At 58.9% G+C, this 19,888-nt stretch carries 20 protein-coding genes; 7 read left to right on the forward strand and 13 right to left on the reverse strand.

Going from position 1 to position 19,888, the window contains the following annotated elements; translation table 11 throughout:
• Nucleotides 1-23 precede the first annotated feature (23 nt).
• From AC3I0A_RS22290 to istA, 4 genes are all read right to left on the reverse strand, one after another.
• Nucleotides 24-1,334 carry a CynX/NimT family MFS transporter gene (locus tag AC3I0A_RS22290; protein WP_489374730.1) on the reverse strand — a complete coding sequence of 437 codons (1,311 nt, stop codon included), beginning with the start codon at nucleotides 1,332-1,334 and terminating at the stop codon, nucleotides 24-26.
• Nucleotides 1,324-1,983 carry a FadR/GntR family transcriptional regulator gene (locus AC3I0A_RS22295; RefSeq protein WP_489374732.1) on the reverse strand — a complete coding sequence of 220 codons (660 nt, stop codon included), beginning with the start codon at nucleotides 1,981-1,983 and terminating at the stop codon, nucleotides 1,324-1,326. The genes AC3I0A_RS22290 and AC3I0A_RS22295 overlap by 11 nt, the downstream gene beginning before the upstream one ends.
• 375 nt (nucleotides 1,984-2,358) lie before the next feature.
• The gene (istB, locus tag AC3I0A_RS22300) at nucleotides 2,359-3,114 is read right to left on the reverse strand and encodes an IS21-like element ISPsy14 family helper ATPase IstB (RefSeq protein ID WP_489374734.1); all 756 of its coding nucleotides are present in this window, start codon (nucleotides 3,112-3,114) and stop codon (nucleotides 2,359-2,361) included.
• 19 nt (nucleotides 3,115-3,133) lie between these two features.
• A complete protein-coding gene (gene istA, locus AC3I0A_RS22305; RefSeq protein WP_489374736.1) occupies nucleotides 3,134-4,648 on the reverse strand; it encodes an IS21 family transposase in 1,515 nt (504 codons plus the stop codon).
• A gap of 173 nt (nucleotides 4,649-4,821) precedes the next feature.
• Here istA and AC3I0A_RS22310 point away from each other — a divergent pair, with 173 nt between their 5' ends.
• Both AC3I0A_RS22310 and AC3I0A_RS22315 read left to right on the forward strand, forming a co-directional pair.
• A complete protein-coding gene (locus AC3I0A_RS22310; protein WP_489374738.1) occupies nucleotides 4,822-5,067 on the forward strand; it encodes a type II toxin-antitoxin system MqsR family toxin in 246 nt (81 codons plus the stop codon).
• The gene (locus tag AC3I0A_RS22315) at nucleotides 5,064-5,552 is read left to right on the forward strand and encodes a type II toxin-antitoxin system MqsA family antitoxin (protein ID WP_489374740.1); all 489 of its coding nucleotides are present in this window, start codon (nucleotides 5,064-5,066) and stop codon (nucleotides 5,550-5,552) included. Before AC3I0A_RS22310 ends, AC3I0A_RS22315 begins: the two co-directional genes overlap by 4 nt.
• Before the next feature lie 64 nt (nucleotides 5,553-5,616).
• Here the strand turns inward: AC3I0A_RS22315 and AC3I0A_RS22320 are convergent, their stop codons facing one another.
• The 4 genes from AC3I0A_RS22320 to AC3I0A_RS22335 form a co-directional block, all read right to left on the reverse strand.
• The gene (locus AC3I0A_RS22320) at nucleotides 5,617-6,381 is read right to left on the reverse strand and encodes an amino acid ABC transporter ATP-binding protein (RefSeq protein WP_489374742.1); all 765 of its coding nucleotides are present in this window, start codon (nucleotides 6,379-6,381) and stop codon (nucleotides 5,617-5,619) included.
• An 11-nt stretch (nucleotides 6,382-6,392) separates the two neighbouring features.
• Nucleotides 6,393-7,490 (reverse strand): amino acid ABC transporter permease, encoded by a 1,098-nt coding sequence (locus AC3I0A_RS22325; RefSeq protein WP_489374744.1) that lies wholly within the window; start codon nucleotides 7,488-7,490, stop codon nucleotides 6,393-6,395.
• Between the two features lie 10 nt (nucleotides 7,491-7,500).
• Nucleotides 7,501-8,682 carry an amino acid ABC transporter permease gene (locus AC3I0A_RS22330; RefSeq protein WP_489374746.1) on the reverse strand — a complete coding sequence of 394 codons (1,182 nt, stop codon included), beginning with the start codon at nucleotides 8,680-8,682 and terminating at the stop codon, nucleotides 7,501-7,503.
• A 65-nt stretch (nucleotides 8,683-8,747) separates the two neighbouring features.
• On the reverse strand, nucleotides 8,748-9,776 hold the full coding sequence (locus AC3I0A_RS22335) for an amino acid ABC transporter substrate-binding protein (protein WP_489374748.1): 1,029 nt from the start codon (nucleotides 9,774-9,776) through the stop codon (nucleotides 8,748-8,750).
• Nucleotides 9,777-10,248: 472 nt separating this feature from the next.
• Between AC3I0A_RS22335 and AC3I0A_RS22340 the strand changes: the two genes are divergently transcribed.
• The 5 genes from AC3I0A_RS22340 to AC3I0A_RS22360 all read left to right on the forward strand — a co-directional run bounded on the left by AC3I0A_RS22340 (nucleotide 10,249) and on the right by AC3I0A_RS22360 (nucleotide 15,627).
• Nucleotides 10,249-10,905, forward strand: coding sequence for an alpha/beta hydrolase (locus tag AC3I0A_RS22340; protein WP_489374750.1), 657 nt, complete (start codon nucleotides 10,249-10,251; stop codon nucleotides 10,903-10,905).
• A gap of 91 nt (nucleotides 10,906-10,996) precedes the next feature.
• Nucleotides 10,997-12,484, forward strand: a complete 1,488-nt coding sequence (gene rhlB / locus AC3I0A_RS22345; protein WP_489374752.1) for an ATP-dependent RNA helicase RhlB — start codon at nucleotides 10,997-10,999, stop codon at nucleotides 12,482-12,484.
• A gap of 129 nt (nucleotides 12,485-12,613) precedes the next feature.
• Nucleotides 12,614-13,567, forward strand: coding sequence for an ornithine cyclodeaminase family protein (locus AC3I0A_RS22350; RefSeq protein WP_489374754.1), 954 nt, complete (start codon nucleotides 12,614-12,616; stop codon nucleotides 13,565-13,567).
• Nucleotides 13,568-13,765: 198 nt separating this feature from the next.
• Nucleotides 13,766-14,893 carry an NAD(P)/FAD-dependent oxidoreductase gene (locus AC3I0A_RS22355; protein WP_489374756.1) on the forward strand — a complete coding sequence of 376 codons (1,128 nt, stop codon included), beginning with the start codon at nucleotides 13,766-13,768 and terminating at the stop codon, nucleotides 14,891-14,893.
• 89 nt (nucleotides 14,894-14,982) lie between these two features.
• Entirely contained in the window at nucleotides 14,983-15,627 is a 645-nt protein-coding gene (locus AC3I0A_RS22360) for a helix-turn-helix transcriptional regulator (RefSeq protein ID WP_489374757.1), read from the forward strand.
• Between the two features lie 171 nt (nucleotides 15,628-15,798).
• Here the strand turns inward: AC3I0A_RS22360 and AC3I0A_RS22365 are convergent, their stop codons facing one another.
• The 5 genes from AC3I0A_RS22365 to AC3I0A_RS22385 form a co-directional block, all read right to left on the reverse strand.
• Nucleotides 15,799-16,575, reverse strand: a complete 777-nt coding sequence (locus AC3I0A_RS22365) for an ABC transporter substrate-binding protein (RefSeq protein WP_489374759.1) — start codon at nucleotides 16,573-16,575, stop codon at nucleotides 15,799-15,801.
• 296 nt (nucleotides 16,576-16,871) lie between these two features.
• Nucleotides 16,872-17,324 carry a molybdopterin synthase catalytic subunit MoaE gene (gene moaE, locus AC3I0A_RS22370; RefSeq protein ID WP_489374761.1) on the reverse strand — a complete coding sequence of 151 codons (453 nt, stop codon included), beginning with the start codon at nucleotides 17,322-17,324 and terminating at the stop codon, nucleotides 16,872-16,874.
• Between the two features lie 2 nt (nucleotides 17,325-17,326).
• Nucleotides 17,327-17,569, reverse strand: coding sequence for a MoaD/ThiS family protein (locus AC3I0A_RS22375; protein WP_489374763.1), 243 nt, complete (start codon nucleotides 17,567-17,569; stop codon nucleotides 17,327-17,329).
• Nucleotides 17,569-18,039, reverse strand: coding sequence for a cyclic pyranopterin monophosphate synthase MoaC (moaC, locus tag AC3I0A_RS22380; RefSeq protein ID WP_489374765.1), 471 nt, complete (start codon nucleotides 18,037-18,039; stop codon nucleotides 17,569-17,571). The genes AC3I0A_RS22375 and moaC overlap by 1 nt, the downstream gene beginning before the upstream one ends.
• Nucleotides 18,040-18,268: 229 nt before the next feature.
• Nucleotides 18,269-19,663 (reverse strand): PhoH family protein, encoded by a 1,395-nt coding sequence (locus AC3I0A_RS22385; RefSeq protein WP_489374767.1) that lies wholly within the window; start codon nucleotides 19,661-19,663, stop codon nucleotides 18,269-18,271.
• Nucleotides 19,664-19,888: the final 225 nt, after the last annotated feature.

Genomic DNA, 19,888 nt, shown 5'->3' on the forward strand with positions numbered 1-19,888 from the left:
CAAATACCGAGAGTGCGCCTGGCTCAGATCTTCTCGCTTTCGACCTGAACGTACCGCGAACGTCCGGCGCCGAGGCCGGCGAGGATCGCGGCGATACCGACTATCCCGAAGATCCAGCCCAGCGCAGTCCAGCCGCCAGTCAGGTCATGCACCAGCCCGACCGCGAACGGGCCCATGGACGCCAGGGTGTAGCCGACGCCCTGAGCCATGCCCGACAGATTCGCCGCGACATGGGCGTCCCGTGAGCGCAAGACGATCAGGGTCAGCGCCAGGCTGAACGACCCGCCCTGCCCCAGGCCGAGCAGAATCGCCCAACCCCAGAGGCCTTCGAGCGGTGCGTACAGACAGCCGAACAGGCCGGCGATCACCAGCGCCATCACCACCACAATCGCCAGCCGCTGATCCTTGCCACGGGTTGCCAGCCATGGCGCGGCCAGCGAACTGGCCAGCTGGACGATGACCGAACCTGACAGCACCAGCCCCGCCTGAGTGGCTGTCAAACCACGGCCGATCAGGATCGATGGCAACCAGCCAAAGACGATGTAAGCCAGCGAGGATTGCAGGCCCATATACAGGGTCACTTGCCAGGCCAACGGATCATGCAGCAGTCCGCGCACCCGATAAGCCACGTGGTGGGCACCGTGTTTGCGCCCGACTTGCGGCAACCAGAACGCCGCCGCTACCAGTGCAGGCAGCATCCAGAAGCCCAGGCCCATGGTCCAGCCACCCTCGAAATGCTGGCTGAGCGGCACCGTCGCCCCCGCTGCCATGGCCGCGCCCAGGCACAGTGCCATGGTGTAGACACCGGTCATGGTCCCGGCGTGTTTGGCGAAGTCGCGCTTGACGATGCCCGGCAGCAACACGCCGATCACACCGATGCTGGCACCGGCCAGGATGCTGCCGGCAAACAGGCCGGTTTCACCGAACGAACTGCGCAGAATGATCCCGCAGGCCAGGGTCAACAGAATGCCCAGCACCACCCGTTCAGCCCCGAAACGTCGCGCCAGAATCGGCGCCAGCGGGGCGAACAGGCCGAGACACAGCACCGGCAAGGTGGTCAGCAAACCCGCTTGCGCCGCCGACAGGCCGAGGCTTTTGGATACATCGCTGAGCAACGGCGCCATGCTCGATAGCGCCGGGCGCAGGTTCAATGCAACCAGAATCAACCCCAGCAGCAAAAGCCATGGGCGGCGCAGGACTGGATGACTTTGCTGGACCTGCTCGTCATCCGCCTCGGCATCGATCAACAGCCTTTCGAGCTCTGCCGTGCGTTCAGGTAATGTGATGTTGCCGGCCCGTGGGGTAGACATGGGGTTCCCGGTTTCAAGGTTCATTGATCAGCCTCCGGCAAATGGCCTTGGCCCGTTCCGGGTCGCGTTGCTCGACGGCGTCCAGCAGGTCGATGTGCAGGTCGAACACTTCCTGGCGCCGGGGCGTGCTGCTCAGGGTCTGGCGCAAGTGCGCGCCGACGATGCTCGAAAAGTAGCGGTACAACTCGCTCAGGGTCGGGTTGTGCGCGGCATCCACCAGGCGTCGGTGAAACACCAGATCGCAGGCGATGTAGCTGTCGAGATCGCCGTGGTAGTGACTGCCGCTGACGCCGAGGGCTTCATGCAGTGCTTTGAGGTCGTCATCCGTGCGCCGCAAAGCTGCCAGGCCGATGGCCTCGACTTCAAGAATGTGCCGCGTCTCACGAGCCTGTTCATGGGAGCAGCGTGACAGAGCCTTCATGGTGTCCAGCGGATCGACCACCGCCCGCAGGTAACTGCCGTCACCCTGACGAATCTCGATCAGCCCGGAAAACGCCAACACGCGCATGGCTTCGCGCACGGTGTTGCGGCTGATGCCCAGTTCAATCGCCAGCTCCGGCTCGGTGGGCAAGCGCTGGCCGATGGTCCAGGTGCCGTTGTTGATGCGCGAGCGCAACTGCTCCAGGGCCTGATCGACCAAAGATCGCTTAATTAATGGAGAAATATCTGACATAGGATTCGCCCTTTCATCCAATCATAGGATGAATTTTCTGACATGTTAGTCAGCTTTGCGTAGGACGGCAACCGCCTACGGTCATAGGACGGGAAATGGAGCGGGATTTTCGATTAGTCAAAATTACCCTTTAAGGGTAATTTCAAGAATAGGGTTCATAGCTTCTTATGGAAAAGAACACACCCCATTACAACTTGGCGGTCGTGAAGGAAGAGGTCATAAGGCAAGGAGCCAAAGCCTTTACTGGAAGCGCAATGAGTTCGGGCAAGCGTGCGGATTCCACGACACTTGGACACTCAGCCCACGATCATTTGGACACTCATTCCACGCTCACTTGGACAGGCAGTCGGAGCGCAGCGACGCAGGTTCGCATTGTTAGTCTGAAGTCCCGGTTGCAGTCAATTTCGTTGCGCGCCTGCGCATCGATTCGCCCTTCAGTTCGATGCGGTAAGCGTTGTGCACCAGCCGGTCGAGGATCGCATCGCCCAAGGTCGGATCACCGATTAGCGCATGCCATTTATCCACCGGCATCTGGCTGGTCACCAGCGTCGAGCGGTTTCCGTAACGGTCGTCCAGCAGTTCCAGCATGTCGCGCCGCTGCGCGGCGGTAAACGGTGCAAGGCCCCAGTCGTCCAGGATCAGCAGATCGGTCTTGGCATAACCCGCCATGAGTTTGGCGAAGCGACCGTCGCCGTGGGCCAGGCCCAGTTCTTCCATCAAGCGAGGCAGACGCAGATAACGCACGCTGTAACCGTCCCGGCAGGCCTTATGGGCCAGCGCGCAGGCGAGCCACGTTTTGCCTACGCCTGTCGGGCCGCCGATGATCAGATTCAGGCCGTCGCGCAGCCATTGGCCGCTACCGAGTTGCAGGATCAGGGCCTTGTCCAGGCCGCGCGGGCTGCGGTAATCGATATCTTCCAGGCAGGCGTTGTGGCGTAGTCTCGCGGCTTTGAGGCGAGTGGTCAGCCGAGCATCTTCACGCTCGGTCACTTCGCGGTCGACCATCAGGCCGAGGCGTTCGTCGAAGCTGAGATCGCTGATGTCGGGCGTTGCGTGTTGCTCGCTCAGCGCTTTGATCATGCCGTGCAGCCGCAGGGTTTGCAGCTTGTCCAGAGTCGGGTTGGGTAGCATCTTGATGCTCCTTTTCAGGTCAGTGGTAGTAGTCGGGGCCACGCAGGTTGATGTGTTCTTCGGGCAGCAGTGGCAGGTTTTGCTGGGTCAGCGGCAGCCGTTCCAAGCCTTGGCGCAGGATCGATTCGAGGCTTTTGTAACTGCATGCGCCGAGTGCCAGCGCACGCTGGCAAGCGGCTTCCAGCCGCTCTTCGCTGTGCTGTTTACTCAGGCGCAGGATGCCCAGACAGGCACGGAAGCCGTGCTGCGGATGAATTCGGCGCTCGAGGATGTAGGCGATGACGCCGGCCGTGTTCGGGCCGGTCTGCTCTGCCCAACGGATCAGCCGTTGTGGCGTCCACTCGGCATGTTCGCGGTGGCTCTTGGGCATGTGCTCGGTGTGGGTGGTGTGGCGACCTTTGTGCTGCGAGCGCAGATGACTGGCCACGCGCTGATTGGCGTGGAAGCACTCGACAGTCTGCGCGGTCAGCCGCACTTCGAGTTGGTGCTTCACCAGCTGGTACGGCACCGAGTAGTAATGGCCGTCGACTTCGACGTGGTAGTCGATGTGTACCCGCACTTTTTTCCACTCGGCGTAAACGTAAGGATGTTCCGGCAGCGGTTGCAGCACGGGCCGGTCGATGTTCTCGAAGGCCGACCGGCGCGAGCCGGGCAGCTTCTTGAAGGGCTTTTGATTGAGGCGATCCAGCAGCAGTCCGATTGCTATGTTGAGTTCGCCGAGAGAGAAGAACTGGCGGTCGCGCAAGACCGCTAGGATCCAGCGCTCGACCACTTGCACACCAACTTCAACCTTGGCTTTGTCCTTGGGTTTTCGGGATCTCGCGGGCAGCACCGCTACGCCGTAATGCTCGGCCAGATCACGGTAGCTGGGGTTGATGTCGGGCTCGTAGCGATGTGCTTTGGTGACGCCACTGCGTAGATTGTCCGGCACCAGAATCTGTGAGGTGCCGCCCAGAAAAGCGAAGCACCGAGTGTGCGAGCCCAGCCAGTCTGGGAGTTTTTGCGACCAGGTGGCCTCGGCGAAGGTGTAGCTTGAGGCGCCCAGGACGGCGACGAAGATCTGCGTCTGACGGATTTCGCCGGTTTTCCGGTCGATAACTGGCACGGTTTGGCCAGCGTAATCGACGAACAGTTTTTCGCCAGCTCGGTGCTCCTGACGCATGACCACATCGACCTTGGCGGCCCAGAGGCGGTAGTGCTCGCAGAACCAGCTGTACTGGAAGCCTTGCGAATGGCTGAGCCGATACTCTTGCCAGAGCAGAGCCAGAGTCACGCCGGGGCGGCGCAGTTCTGCGTGAACATGAGCCCAGTCGGGCATCGGCCGTTGATCGCTGGGAACCGTCGGCGCTGGCGGGAACAGACAGCGTTCCAGTTCAGCATCCGACAACGCCGTCGGCCAGGTCAGCCCGCAAGCGTTGAAGCGATGCAGGTAGTTGCCGGCGCTGCCACTGCTGATGCGAAGGCTGGTGGCGATCTTGCGCACGGACAGGCCGGCGTCGAACTTTAGGCGTAGTACCTCTCGGATTTTACGCATGGATATACGCTCCACGACGACCTCTTCGCTTCGAGAAAAGAGGTCGATGGTAGTGAATAATCCTGCGTCGCTGCCTGCCTGAGCATGGGTTGGGTCAGTGGAAAATCACTGTCCAAGTGCTCGTGGAATGAGTGTCCAAGTCAGCGTGGAATCACTGTCCAAGTGTTCGTGGAATGGGTGTCCAAGTGCGCGTGGAATCCCCAGGCAAGCGCATGGGGCTAAACCTGCAAGACATGCAAAAAGCCATTTGCTCACTGGAGCGCCGGATGCTCTACAAGTCGATGACTTGCTATTCCGATCACCGAAACTGGCAGGACGTTTATCACACTACATTTCATGACCTGGAGCTTTACATCAAAGTGACCTACTGCCCCGATGGCGGGCCTCCGGTGATCTCTTTCAAGGAGAAGAACTTATGAATACGCGGCAATGCATGAGTTGTGGAGCACAAGACGCAATGCGACATTTCGAACGTCGCAGTCTCACTGTGGACTACAAGAACGTTTCACGATGGGTGCACGACATTGCCGGCTGGGAGTGCAAGGTCTGCGGTGAAATCATTTTCGATAACGATACTGACAGCGCCGAGCGCTATTCCGACGCTGGCGATCAGCTACTCGAAGATTGCTTTGAAATCATGGGCACCGAGATGAAACGCATCCGTCGCAAACTGCATCTCACGCAGAAGGAAGCGGTGAAGCTGCTTTCCGGCGCCGGCCACAATGCCTTTTCACGATACGAGCGCGGGGAACTTCCCCCACCTCAAGCTTTGTTCACGCTAATGCGCCTGTTGGATCGTCATCCTCACTTACTTGCTGAAATACAAGCGATGAACGAAGGCACTGACTTGAAGCGGCTGCTGGCCGCACGCTTCCCGGAACAGGAAACGATGCTTGCATCCTGATCCGAATATTAGACAAAAATAAACCCGGAACATTGTCCGGGTTTATTTCTCTACCAAGTGCCAATCAATGCAAAATCTGGCTCAAGAACAACTTGGTCCGTTCATTCTGCGGGTTGTCGAAGAAGTCGTTCGGCGCAGCCTGTTCGACGATTTCGCCCTTGTCCATGAAGATCACGCGGTTGGCCACGGTACGGGCGAAGCCCATTTCGTGGGTTACGCAGAGCATGGTCATGCCGTCTTCGGCCAGGCCGATCATGGTGTCCAGAACCTCTTTCACCATCTCCGGATCGAGTGCCGAAGTCGGCTCATCGAACAGCATGATTTTCGGTTTCATGCACAGCGCACGGGCAATCGCCACACGCTGTTGCTGACCACCGGACAGTTGCCCCGGATACTTGTGCGCCTGCTCTGGAATGCGCACGCGCTCCAGGTAATGCATGGCGACTTCCTCGGCCTTGCGCTTGGGCATCTTGCGCACCCACATCGGTGCCAGCGTGCAGTTCTGCAAGATGGTCAGGTGCGGGAACAGGTTGAAGTGCTGGAACACCATGCCGACTTCACGGCGGATCGCTTCGATCTGCTTGAGGTCGTTGGTCAGTTCCACGCCATCGACCACGATGCGGCCCTGCTGGTGTTCTTCCAGACGGTTGAGGCAGCGAATGGTGGTCGATTTGCCGGAACCCGACGGGCCGCACAGGACGATACGCTCGCCCTGTTTGACGTTCAGGTTGATGTCTTTCAATACGTGGAACTGGCCGTACCACTTGTTCACGCCCTGCATCTGAATAATGCCTTCAGGGCTCACAGGCTGTTTGATCGCTTCACTCATAAACTACGCTCCTAACGCTTGTGGCCTGTGTCCAGCTTACGTTCCAAATGCATGGAATAGCGGGACATACCAAAACAGAAAATCCAGAACACCAGGGCTGCGAACACATAGCCTTCGGTGGCCATGCCCAGCCATTTCGGGTCGGCGGCGGCTTGTTTGACACTGTTGAGCAGATCGAACAAGCCGATGATGATCACCAGGCTCGTGTCCTTGAACAGCGCAATAAAGGTGTTAACGATGCCCGGAATCACCAGCTTCAAGGCTTGCGGCAGAATCACCAGCCCCATGCTGCGCCAGTAACCGAGGCCCATCGCTGCAGCCGCTTCGTACTGACCTTTGGGGATCGCTTGCAGACCGCCACGCACCACTTCAGCGATATAGGCCGACTGGAACAGGATCACGCCGATCAGCGCCCGCAGCAGTTTGTCGAAGTTCATGCCTTCGGGCAGGAACAACGGCAACATCACCGAAGACATGAACAGCACCGTGATCAACGGTACGCCGCGCCAGAATTCGATGAAGGTCACGCAGACCACTCGAATCGCCGGCATGTTCGAACGACGGCCCAAGGCCAGCACGATACCCAGCGGCAGTGCGCCGACGATACCGACCGTAGCGATCACCAGGGTCAGCATCAGGCCGCCCCACTGGCTGGTCGCCACTTCGACCATGCCGAACACGCCGCCATGTAACAGGAGGAAGGCAATGATCGGGTACAGCACCAGAAAGCTCAGGCCGTAGATTGCTTTGTGTGGAACGCGTGCGACGAACAACGGCGCCACGCCAATCACCGCCAGCCACACGGTCAGGTCCACGCGCCAGCGCAAGTCCACCGGGTAGTAGCCATACATGAACTGGCCGAAGCGCTGCTGGATGAACACCCAGCAGGCGCCCTCCTTGGTGCAATCGGCGCGGGTGGTGCCGACCCAATTGGCGTCGAGAATCGCCCAGCTCACGATAGGTGGAACTATCAGGTAAATCAGATAGAACGCGAACAGCGTCAGCAGAGTGTTGATCCAGCTGGAGAACATGTGCGCCCGCATCCACGCCACGATACCGATGCTGCTGCTCGGTGGTGGCATGTCGGGTTTGAAAGTATGAGTCGTCATGCGCTCTTCCTTACCGCTCGATCAGCGCAATGCGCTTGTTGTACCAGTTCATCAGCAGGGAAATGCTGATACTGATCGCCAGGTACACGCTCATGGTGATGGCAATGACTTCAATCGCCTGCCCGGTCTGGTTCAGCACCGTACCGGCAAACAACGAGACCATTTCCGGATAACCGATACCGGCCGCCAGCGAGGAGTTTTTCGCCAGGTTCAGGTATTGGCTGGTCAGCGGCGGAATGATCACGCGCAGGGCTTGCGGGATGATCACCTTGCGCAGGGTCGGACCGTTGCGCAGCCCCAGCGAGTGGGCCGCTTCGGTCTGGCCATGGCTGACCGACTTGATGCCCGAACGCACAATCTCGGCAATAAATGCCGCGGTGTACACCGTCAGGGCCAGGGTCAAGGCCAGCAGTTCCGGGATCAACACCCAGCCACCGACGAAGTTGAAACCTTGCAGCTGCGGCATTTCCCAATGCAGCGGAGCGCCAAAGATCAGCGCGCACAACGCAGGGATCACCAGGAACAGCGCCAGGCCAGCCCAGAACTTGTGGAACGGCACACCAGTCGCTTCGAAACGCTTGTTGGCCCAGCGGGTCATCAGCACGATGGCGACGATGGCCACCACGATGCTGCTCACGAACGGCCAGAACCCGTCGGCGGTCAGGGCTGCCGGCATGTTCAAGCCACGGCTGCTGACGAAGAAGGTGTCGCCGAAGTTATGACTGTTGCGCGGCCCTGGCATGGTCAGGAACACCGCGAAGTACCAGAACAGGATCTGCAGCAGCGGTGGAATGTTACGGAAGACCTCGACGTAGACGGTCGCCAGCTTGCTGATGATCCAGTTATGCGACAACCGGGAAACGCCGACGATGAAGCCGAGGACCGTTGCCAGGATGACGCCGATGAAGGTCACCAACAGGGTATTGAGCAGACCGATGACAAACACCCGGGCATAGCTGTCCGATTCGGTGTAGTCGATCAGGTGCTGAGCGATGCCGAATCCGGCGCTGCGCTCGAGAAAGTCGAAACCGGAGGTAATGCCCCGGTGCTGAAGGTTGGTTTGGGTGTTATCAAACAGATACCAGCCCATCGAGACCACCGCGACAATCGTGATGATCTGAAATACCCACGCACGCACTCGTGGATCGCTGAGGCTGAGCCTCTGCTTTGGTGCGCCGATTGAATTTTGCATGAAGTGCCCCGGAAATAATGGAACAGAACATCACCCGGCGGTTGGCCCACCGGGTGATAGAACCATCAGCGCACTGGTGGTGCGTATTGAATGCCGCCGTTGTTCCACAGAGCGTTCAGCCCGCGGTCGATGGCCAGTGGAGTGCTCTTGCCGAGGTTTTTCTCGAACACTTCACCGTAGTTACCCACTTGCTTGACGATCTGGACAACCCAGTCCTTCTTCACTTTCAGGTCTTTGCCGTATTCACCATCAGCGCCCAGCAGACGAGCGACGTCCGGGTTCTTGGTGGCTTTGGCTTCGGCTTCGACGTTTTTCTGCGTGATGCCCATTTCTTCGGCGTTGAGCATGGCGAACAGGGTCCACTTGACGATGCTGAACCACTCTTCGTCGCCTTTACGCACGACCGGGCCCAGAGGCTCCTTGGAGATGGTTTCCGGCAGAACGAGGTAGTCGCCCGGGGTCGCCAGCTTGCTGCGTTGTGCGTAGAGCTGGGATTTGTCGGAGGTCAGCACGTCGCAACGACCGGATTCCAGCGACTTGGCGCTTTCATCGGAGGTGTCGAAGGTGATCGGGGTGTATTTCAGACCGTTGCCGCGGAAGTAGTCGGAAACGTTCAGCTCGGTGGTGGTACCGGCTTGAATGCAGATGGTGGCACCGTCGAGCTCTTTAGCGCTCTTGACGCCCAGCTTGTTGTTTACCAGAAAGCCGATGCCGTCGTAGTAAGTCACGCCAGCGAACACCAGACCCATGCCCGAATCACGGGAGCTGGTCCAGGTGGTGTTACGCGACAGCACGTCGATTTCGCCCGATTGCAGCGCGGTGAAACGCTCCTTGGCGTTCAACTGGCTGAATTTGACCTTGGTCGCATCACCGAAAACGGCAGCGGCCACAGCGCGGCAGACGTCAGCGTCGATGCCGATGATCTTGCCAGTGGAGTCCGGAACCGAGAAGCCCGGCAGACCATCACTTACACCGCACTGTACGAAACCTTTCTTCTGCACTGCATCCAGGGTTGCACCCGCCTGAGCGAACCCACTGACACCAAGCACTGCAGCTGCAGTCACGATGGCCAGGGTGGATTTCAACATCTTCATTCAAACCTCCAAGTTTTTGCTCTTGTTGTGTCGGAGCTTGAGCCTTGCCGCACCCTTATGAGGCGCTGTTGACCCGTGTAGGTTTTTTTTAGGGTCAAGCGGCGTTAGGCCTAGCCATGAGTCTAGTAGGAGAAAATTCCACATAATGGAAAACTACTTCTCACCAATCGGCCGAACGGACTGTAGCCCTTTCAATGTTCGCTAAGCCCGTATCGGCCTTTGGCGAACGTCCATCACTGGATTCTTTGCTATCCCACAACCGAAGGTACCCTGATAGTGTTACCGCTCGGCGCAGGATTACATGTACGGATTTTCCTATAGCAAAGCCCGTACCACACCGCCCGTCAAAACGTTTAAGCTGCGGATCAATAGCAAAACTTTCAGCATTGCGACATATTCTTAACTGATCAACCAGCCGCGCACGCCGACCGAGCTCACTGAATAAGAGTGCGCGCACAATAATGGTGCAGATATGACCCAAACCTTGATTCTTCAGCCCGCCAAGCCCGTCGACGCCTGCGTAATCTGGCTTCATGGCCTGGGCGCGGACCGCTACGACTTCCTGCCGGTAGCCGAGGCGCTGCAAGAAAGTCTGCTGACCACCCGCTTCGTTTTGCCCCAGGCACCGACCCGCGCCGTGACCATCAACGGCGGATACGAGATGCCCAGCTGGTACGACATTCTGGCCATGAGCCCGGCACGGGCAATCAACCGCGAGCAGCTGGATGAGTCCGCGCAAACGCTCGTCAATTTGATTGAAGAGCAGCGAACCGGCGGAATAGACGCCTCGCGGATTTTTCTCGCTGGTTTTTCACAAGGCGGCGCAGTGGTTTTACACACGGCCTTTTTGCAGTGGCAAGGCCCTTTGGGGGGCGTGCTCGCCCTCTCCACTTACGCGCCGACATTCAGTGACGAACTGCAATTATCGGCCAGTCAACAGCGAATTCCGGTGTATTGCCTGCATGGTCATTACGATGAGGTCGTACTAAATGCCATGGGCCGAACCGCCTATGAGCATTTGAAGCGACTTGATGTCACCGTGACATGGCAGGAATACCCAATGGGCCACGAAGTGTTACCCGAAGAAATTCGCGATATAGGCGTGTGGCTGGCCGACCGTTTGCGTTGAAATCGAAACTTCCTGTAGCCGGGTGACCAATGCACTACGCCGCGCCCGATTCTTGCATTACACTGCCCGGCACTTAACCAATTGAAATGAGATGACCGTGCTCAAAGCACTCAAGAAAATGTTCGGTAAAAGCGAGGCTGAGCAGCTCGCGCCTGGCTCCAGCGCTCCGCCTCATACCCCCAGCCACCGCACCGACGGTAATCAGCCTGGCCGGACCGCAACCGCAGCGACACCGAAGCACGAGCCGGTGATCACACCGACCGCCCCTTCTGCCCCGGCCATTGCCTCTGAACAGCCGTGCAGCGAAGCCCCGAAACCGGCAAAACCGCGTCGCGAACCGAAGCCCAAAGCGCCCGCTATCCCTTGGAAACTCGAAGATTTCGTCGTCGAACCCCAGGAAGGCAAAACCCGCTTCCACGACTTCAAACTCGCTCCCGAACTGATGCACGCCATCCAGGACCTGGGCTTTCCGTATTGCACGCCGATCCAGGCACAGGTACTTGGCTTCACCCTCGCGGGTAAAGACGCCATCGGTCGCGCCCAGACCGGCACCGGCAAAACCGCCGCCTTCCTGATTTCGATCATCACTCAGCTGCTGCAAACCCCACCGCCCAAAGAGCGCTACATGGGTGAACCGCGGGCACTGATCATCGCCCCGACCCGGGAACTGGTGGTGCAGATCGCCAAAGACGCAGCCGACCTGACCAAGTACACCGGCCTCAACGTCATGACATTTGTCGGCGGCATGGACTTCGACAAGCAACTCAAGAACCTCGAAGCCCGTCACTGCGACATTCTCGTGGCCACTCCGGGTCGCTTGCTCGACTTCAACCAGCGCGGCGACGTGCACCTGGATATGGTCGAAGTCATGGTGCTGGATGAAGCCGACCGGATGCTCGACATGGGATTCATCCCACAAGTGCGTCAGATCATTCGCCAGACCCCGCCGAAAAACGAGCGTCAGACGCTGCTGTTCTCTGCGACCTTCACCGAAGACGTGATGAACCTGGCCAAGCAATGGACCACCGACCCGTCGATCGTCGAGATCGAAGCGCAGAACGTGGCCAGCGAAAACGTCGAGCAACACATCTACGCGGTGGCTGGTGCCGATAAATACAAACTGCTCTACAACCTGGTCAACGATAACGGCTGGGAACGGGTGATGGTCTTCGCCAACCGCAAGGACGAAGTGCGGCGCATCGAAGAACGCCTGGTACGCGATGGTGTCAACGCGGCGCAACTGTCTGGCGATGTGCCGCAGCACAAGCGCATCAAGACCCTGGAAGGTTTCCGCGAAGGCAAGATCCGCGTGCTGGTGGCCACCGATGTTGCCGGTCGCGGCATTCACATCGAGGGTATCAGCCACGTCATCAACTTCACCCTGCCGGAAGTTCCGGATGACTATGTGCACCGCATCGGTCGTACCGGTCGTGCCGGCGCCGATGGTGTATCCATCAGTTTTGCCGGTGAAGACGACTCCTACCAGCTACCGTCCATCGAGGCGCTGCTAGGTCGCAAGATCAATTGCGAAACGCCACCGACGCACCTACTACGACCTGTAGAGCGCAAGCGCCCGTAAAACCCGGCGCAATAAAAGAGACGCAGCCCGGAAACGGTCTGCGTTTTTTTTCGTCCGGATATTGCCTGTCAGAACAAAAAGTCCATAATGGACAAATTAGTTTACATTCGCCTCCACGGGAGCATCCGCATGTCCAGCACGCCTTATGTGATCGCCCAAGCCCAAGCCCGCCAACTACTCGAACACGTCGACGTGCCGCAGATCCTGCGCAAGCTGTTCCGTGACCTGGCCGCCGGGCAAGCCGTGCAACCGGCTCAGCAGTGGGTGGAATTCCCCCAAGGTGCCGGCGATTTCATCAACTACCTTGGTGTGTTGGCCGAAGACCGCGTGTACGGCGTGAAAACCTCGCCCTACATCGTGCGCAGCGAAGGCGCGTTGGTGACGGCCTGGACGCTGCTGATGTCAATGGAGACCGGCCAGCCATTGCTGCTCTGCGACGCTGGCGAACTGACCACCGCCCGCACCGCCGCGACCACTGCGGTGGCGGTTGATGCGCTCGCCGCACCCGCAGCTCAGCGCTTGACGATCATCGGCAGCGGTCCTGTAGCCCAGGCTCACCTGCATTACGTGAAAAACCTGCGCGACTGGCAAAGCATCAGCCTCTATTCGCCGAGCCTGGCCGGCAAAGCCCCTGAGGCGCTCGCGTCACTGCGCGCACTTGATCCACGCTTGCAGATCGTTGCCAGTCGCGAGCAAGCACTCGAAGACGCCGATGTGATCATGCTCTGCACCTCCTCGGCCGGCCCGGTGATCGACCCGCTTGCATTGAGCAAACCGGCGCTGATCACCTCAATCAGCACCAACGCGCCGCGAGCTCATGAAGTGCCGCCGCAAGCGCTGAATGAAATGCAGGTCTATTGCGACTATCGTCAGACCACCCCCGGCTCGGCCGGGGAAATGTTGATCGCCAGCGAGCAGCATGGCTGGGATAAAAGCGCCATTCGCGGCGATCTGCCAGAGCTGCTCAGCGACCAGACACCGCGTCCAGCCTACGACCGCCACGTATTCTTCCGCTCCATTGGCCTGGGCCTGGAAGACATCGCACTGGCCAATGCCCTTTACCATTTGCAGCGCAATAGCTAACACAGACCGAATGCGATCCCCTGTGGCGAGGGAGCTTGCTCCCGCTGGGGCGCGAAGCGGCCCTAAATCAGGCGACGGGTTCGTTCAGTTAAAACCCATGTGCCGGTTTACGACTGCTTCGCAGCCGAGCGGGAGCAAGCTCCCTCGCCACAAATGCCCGCTCTCACACCAGCCTTGTGCCCCCCGCAGGAGAGTTTCATGACCCAGGCAGATTTCATCATCATCGGCGGCGGTATCGCCGGTGCATCCACCGGTTACTGGCTGTCGCGCCACGCCCGAGTGATTGTGCTGGAGCGTGAATCGCATCCGGCCTATCACTCCACCGGGCGATCCGCCGCCTTGTATACCGCCGCGTACGGCACACCCCAGGTCCGCGCATTGACCCTCGCCAGTCGAGACTTTTTCGATGCGCCGCCGACCGGTTTCTGCGAACACCCGCTGCTGACTGCGCGCGGGGAAATGACCGTGGACTTCACCGGTGACCCGCAAGAACTGAATACTCAATACCTGAGTGCCAAGGCCAGCGTGCCAGAGATGCAATTGCTCAGCGCCGATGAAGCCTGTGCGCGACTGCCGATTCTGCGTCGGGAGAAAGTCCACGGCGCGATTTTCGACCCGAGCGCCAGCGATATCGACACCGATGCCCTGCACCAAGGTTATCTGCGCGGCATTCGGCGCAATCAGGGGCAAGTGCATACCGACAGCGAAGTCCAGAGCCTGACCCGTGACGCCCAAGGTAACTGGCAGGTTGAAACCGCCAAACAGACTTTCAGCGCTCCAGTGGTCATCAATGCGGCAGGAGCCTGGGCGGACAAGATCGGTGAGATGGCCGGGGCCAGACCGCTCGGCCTGCAACCCAAGCGCCGTGCGGCGTTTATCTTCGCCGGCCCCGAAGGGCTGGATATCCATGACTGGCCGATGCTGGTCAGTCTCGACGAGTCGTTCTACATGAAACCGGATGCCGGGATGTTCCTCGGCTCCCCGGCCAACGCCGACCCGGTCGAACCCCACGACGTGCAGCCCGAAGAGCTGGACATCGCCATGGGCATTTACCAGATCGAAGAAGCCACCACGCTGACTATTCGCCGTCCGATCCGAACCTGGGCCGGGCTGCGCAGCTTTGTCAGCGACGGTGATCTGCTGTGCGGTTTCGACCTGCAGGTGCCAGGCCTGTTCTGGGTCGCAGCCCAGGGCGGTTACGGCATCCAGACCTCGCCGGCCATGGGCCAGGCCAGTGCCGCGCTGGCACGCGGCGAAGCCTTGCCCGAACAATTGACGCGCTTTGGCCTGAACGCCGCAATGCTCTCCCCCGCGCGCCTCGGTTAAAATGCCCCGAGGTGACGACCTGCCTCGATTGCGGCAAACTCCCAGCGCCCTTTTCGCCAGGGCGCTGACGCTGCCTGGAGCAACACCCTATGACATCACCTCGACAAGATCCCGCCCTGGATAACTTCCGGGCGATTGCCGACGCCATCGCCACGCTGTTTTACCCCCATGCCGAGGTGGTGCTGCACGATTTGCGCACGCAAAAAATCGATTACATCGCCAACAACCTGTCCAAGCGCGAAATCGGCGACGATGCCGCGCTGGAAGACATGCTCAGCGAAGAGGTCAGCGAACGGAACATTGGCCCCTACGAAAAGCTCAACTGGGACGGTCAGAAAATCCGCAGTCTGAGCAGCGTGCTGCGCGACGGCAACGGCCAGCCACTGGCTGTGCTGTGCATCAACCTGAATATCTCGCTGTTCGAAAATGCCAAGGCGGCGCTGGATTTGTTCCTGTCGCCAAGCAAGCTGATAGCCCAACCGGACTCACTGTTTCGGGATGACTGGCAGGAGCGAATCAACACCTTCCTGCACGCGTGGCTGCGCGAACGCCAGCTGAGCCTCAACCTGCTGACCCGCGAGCATAAACGCGAACTGGTGCTGGCCCTGTACGCCGAAGGCGCCTTCAAGGGCAAAAGCGCCTCCAACTACGTGGCGAACGTGCTGAACATGGGCCGGGCCACGGTGTACAAGCATTTGAAGGAATTGAAGGAGTTGAAGGAGTTGAAGGACTGACCCTGTGGGAGCGAGCTTGCTCGCGATTGAGGTTTAACATTCAACATTCATGTCGACTGTCCTGCCGCTATCGCGAGCAAGCTCGCTCCCACATTTGATCTTCAGTGCACAGAGTATTTGTGTTCGACGACGATCCACTGTGGGAGCGAGCTTGCTCGCGATGGCGATTGATCAGTCGCCGTAAATATCCGTTTTGAAGTACTTGGCCTGGATCTTCTGATATTCGCCATTGGCACGAATGTCGTCGATGGCCTTGTTCAGCTGGCTCACCAGTTCGGTATTGCCCTTGCGCACGGCGATCCCGGCGCCCTCACCGACGTATTTCGGGTCTTTGAGTTCCGGGCCGACAAAGGCATAACCGGCGCCACGCGGCATCGACAGGAAATCATCCAGAGGAATGGTATCGGCGAAAATGGCGTCCAGGCGACCGGACGCGAGGTCCATGTAGATTTCTTCATTGTTGCCGTAACGCTTGACCGTGATCCCCTTGGGTTCGAAGACTTCAGTAGCGTAACGATCAGTGGTGGTGGCCCGTTGCACGCCAACCGTTTTGCCTTTGAGGCTGGCGTACTGATCGTCAACCACAGCGCCTTGCTTCATCACCAGCCGCGACGAGGTGAAGTAGTACTTGTGGGTGAAGTCGACCGAGTTCTTGCGCTCCGCGGTGATGGTCATCGAAGACAGCGCGGCATCGATTTTCTTCACTTTCAGCGATGGAATCAGGCCGTCGAACTCGCTCTCGATCCACTCGCACTTGACCTGCATCTGCGCGCACAGCGCATTGCCAATATCGTAATCGAAGCCGCCGATTTTGCCTTCGGACGTTTTGAATGCAAACGGCGGATACGCCGCTTCTATGCCAATGCGCAGGGTTTTCTCGGCGGCGAACAGGCTGCTGCACGCTAACAGACTGAGGGCCAGACCACCGATGAGGGTGAGTTTCTTCATGTTCGTTCTCTCGCGGGTTGTTGTTGGTTTTGCAAGACAGAAGGAAAAGTGAAAGGTGAAGCGCCTTTTTTGTACTTATAATTCCATACTGGACTTTTATGTATTTACCGTCAATCGACTGTCCACACTTTGTCCTTCCTTTGGTCGCGAGGATGAATTGGGGCAAAGCAGGAAGATGTACGGTGCTGCTGATGGCCCCTTCGCGGGCAAGCCCGCTCCCACAGGGTTCGCGCATATCCTGTGGGAGCGGGCTTGCCCGCGAAGACGGCATCACTGCCAATAGAGAACGAAGGGGATTACTCTTTCCAACGCTCCACCGCCGCATGATCACTGTCCTTCCCTTCCACCCAGCGAGGCCCGGCGCTGGTGTTTTCTTTTTTCCAGAACGGCGCGCGGGTTTTCAGGTAGTCCATGACAAAGGCGCAGGCGTCGAACGCCGCCTGGCGGTGGGCGCTGGCGGTGCCAACGAAGACAATCGGCTCGCCCGGTTCCAGGGCGCCAATCCGGTGCAGCACTTCAAGTTTGAGCAGCGGCCAGCGCTGCCCGGCTTCGAGCGCGATCTTGCCGAGGGCCTTTTCGGTCATGCCGGGATAGTGCTCAAGAAACATCCCGGCGACCTCACGGCCATCATTGAAGTCACGCACATAGCCGACAAAACTCACCACCGCGCCGACGCCGACATTCGCCGCGTGCATCGCATTGACTTCGCTGCCGGGGTCGAACGCCGCGGACTGCACGCGAATCGCCATGTTCAGCCTCCGGTCACGGTGGGGAAAAACGCCACTTCATCGCCGTCGGTCAATGGCTCATCGAGCTGACACAGGTCTTCATTGCGGGCGCACATCAGGTTCTGTTCACTCAACACCTCGGCACCGTCGCGCTGCACCAGAAGCGCACGCACATCATCGACCGAGGCGAAATCCCCCTCAACGTTCAGCGAATCCACACCCAGCGCCTCACGGTAGCGGGCAAAAAACTTCACCGTCACTTTCATTATTCGGACACCTGATAGTGGCCGCTCTTGCCGCCCAGTTTCTCCAGCAGGCGCACGTTCTCGATGGTCATGCCACGGTCCACGGCCTTGCACATGTCGTAGATGGTCAGCGCGGCGATACTGGCAGCGGTCAGCGCTTCCATCTCGACACCGGTCTGCCCGGCGAGCTTGCAGCGGGCAACGATATGCACCGCGTCCTCGCCTTCGGCATTGAGCTCGACCTTGACGCTGGTGAGCATCAGCGGATGGCACAACGGGATCAAATCGGAAGTTTTCTTCGCTGCCTGAATGCCGGCGATCCGCGCCACGGCGAATACATCACCCTTGGGGTGACCGCCGCTGACGATCATCTGCAGGGTTTCGGGAAGCATGCGCACACGCGCTTCGGCCACGGCTTCACGTGACGTCACGGCTTTTTCGGTGACGTCGACCATATTGGCGCGACCTTGGGAATCGAGATGAGTCAGCACAGGGTTACTCCTGATCAGGAGCGTCGATTGTAAACCTGTGAGTCAATTTTCCGCACGCAAGATTACAAGATCACCTTGAATCCTGTGGGAGCGAGCTTGCTCGCGATGACGGAGTGTCAGTCAACATCAATGCTGAATATGAGACCGCTATCGCGAGCAAGCTCGCTCCCACAGGTAATCAATCGCCCATAAAAAACCGGGCGGCTTTGGGCCGCCCGGTTCGTCAGGGTTACAAATGAGTTTCGGCGTATTCGGCCAGAATCGAACGTGGCACCCCTTGCAGGGTGATGTGCACCCCGTTGGGGAAGTCTTTGAAGCGTTCGGTCAAGTAGGTCAGCCCGGAACTGGTCGCGGACAGGTAAGGGGTGTCGATCTGCGCCAGGTTGCCCAGGCACACCACTTTGGAACCGGCACCGGCACGGGTGATGATGGTTTTCATCTGGTGCGGGGTGAGGTTCTGGCATTCATCGATCAGGATCAGACTCTGCTGGAAGCTGCGGCCTCGAATGTAGTTGAGGGATTTGAACTGCAACGGCACTTTGCTGAGGATGTAATCCACGCTGCCATGGGTGCTCTCGTCATCCATGTGCAAGGCTTCGAGGTTGTCGGTGATGGCGCCCAGCCAAGGCTCCATTTTTTCCGCTTCGGTGCCCGGCAGGAAGCCGATCTCCTGGTCCAGCCCCTGCACGCTACGGGTGGCGATGATGCGCCGGTAGCGCTTGCTGACCATGGTTTGCTCAATGGCGGCGGCCAATGCCAGGATGGTTTTCCCGGAACCGGCAGCACCCGACAGGTTGACCAGGTGGATGTCCGGATCGAGCAAGGCGTACAGCGCCAGGCTTTGATAGATGTCACGCGGTTTCAGGCCCCAGGCTTCCTGGTGCAACAGAGGTTCCTGATGCAGATCGAGGATCAGCAACTTGTCGACCTGGATTTCCTTGATCCAGCCGACAAAGCCCTGTTCGTCGATGATGAACTCGTTGACGTGTACCGCGGGCAGGTTGTCGATCAGCTGCACCTGGTGCCAGGTGCGACCATGGTCCTGCCGGGTTTCGACTTTGCTCACCCGATCCCAGAACGAACCGGTCATGTTGTGATAACCGTTGGGCAGCAACGAAACGTCGTCGACCAGTTGGTCGGTGCTGTAGTCCTCGGCCGCAATCCCGCAAGCCCGGGCCTTGAGGCGCATGTTGATATCTTTGGTGACCAGCACCACGGGCAGTTTTGGATCACGTGCGCGCAGGTCGATCAACTGGTTGATGATGATGTTGTCGTTCAGATGCTCGGGCAGAATGATGTTCGGCTCGGCACGCTTGCTCATCAGAATGGACAGCAAGCCCTTGGGCCCACTCTTGCCGCGCTGGATAGGTACACCCAACTCGACGTCTTCGGGGCTGGCATCGCCCAGGGTCTTGTCGATCAGGCGAATCGCCTGGCGGCATTCCGCGGCAACGCTGTGATGCCCGCTCTTGAGCTTGTCCAGTTCTTCAAGCACGGTCATCGGGATGGCGACGTGGTGTTCTTCGAAATTAAGCAGGGCGTTTGGATCGTGAATCAATACGTTGGTATCGAGTACATAAAGGATTGGCTGGTTGGAAGAAGAGCTACGTCCGTGATCATCCATACTCGGTCACCTTTGTGGGAGCCAGTCGACGCAATACTCTGCGCCTCGAAGTGGCCACCGAATTCACCTGTCGGGACTCAAGTGAATTGCACACAAGCTGGGTCTTGGAAGACGCCACCTGTGTTGCAGGTTTCGGCGGTCTGTCTTCGTAATACTCCAAAACCTGTGACAGAAAAAAGCACTTTGACGTTTTTTTGAAGTTTATTTTTCAGAGTGACCAATAGC

Source organism: Pseudomonas sp. KH_024_B2 (genome assembly GCF_057839965.1).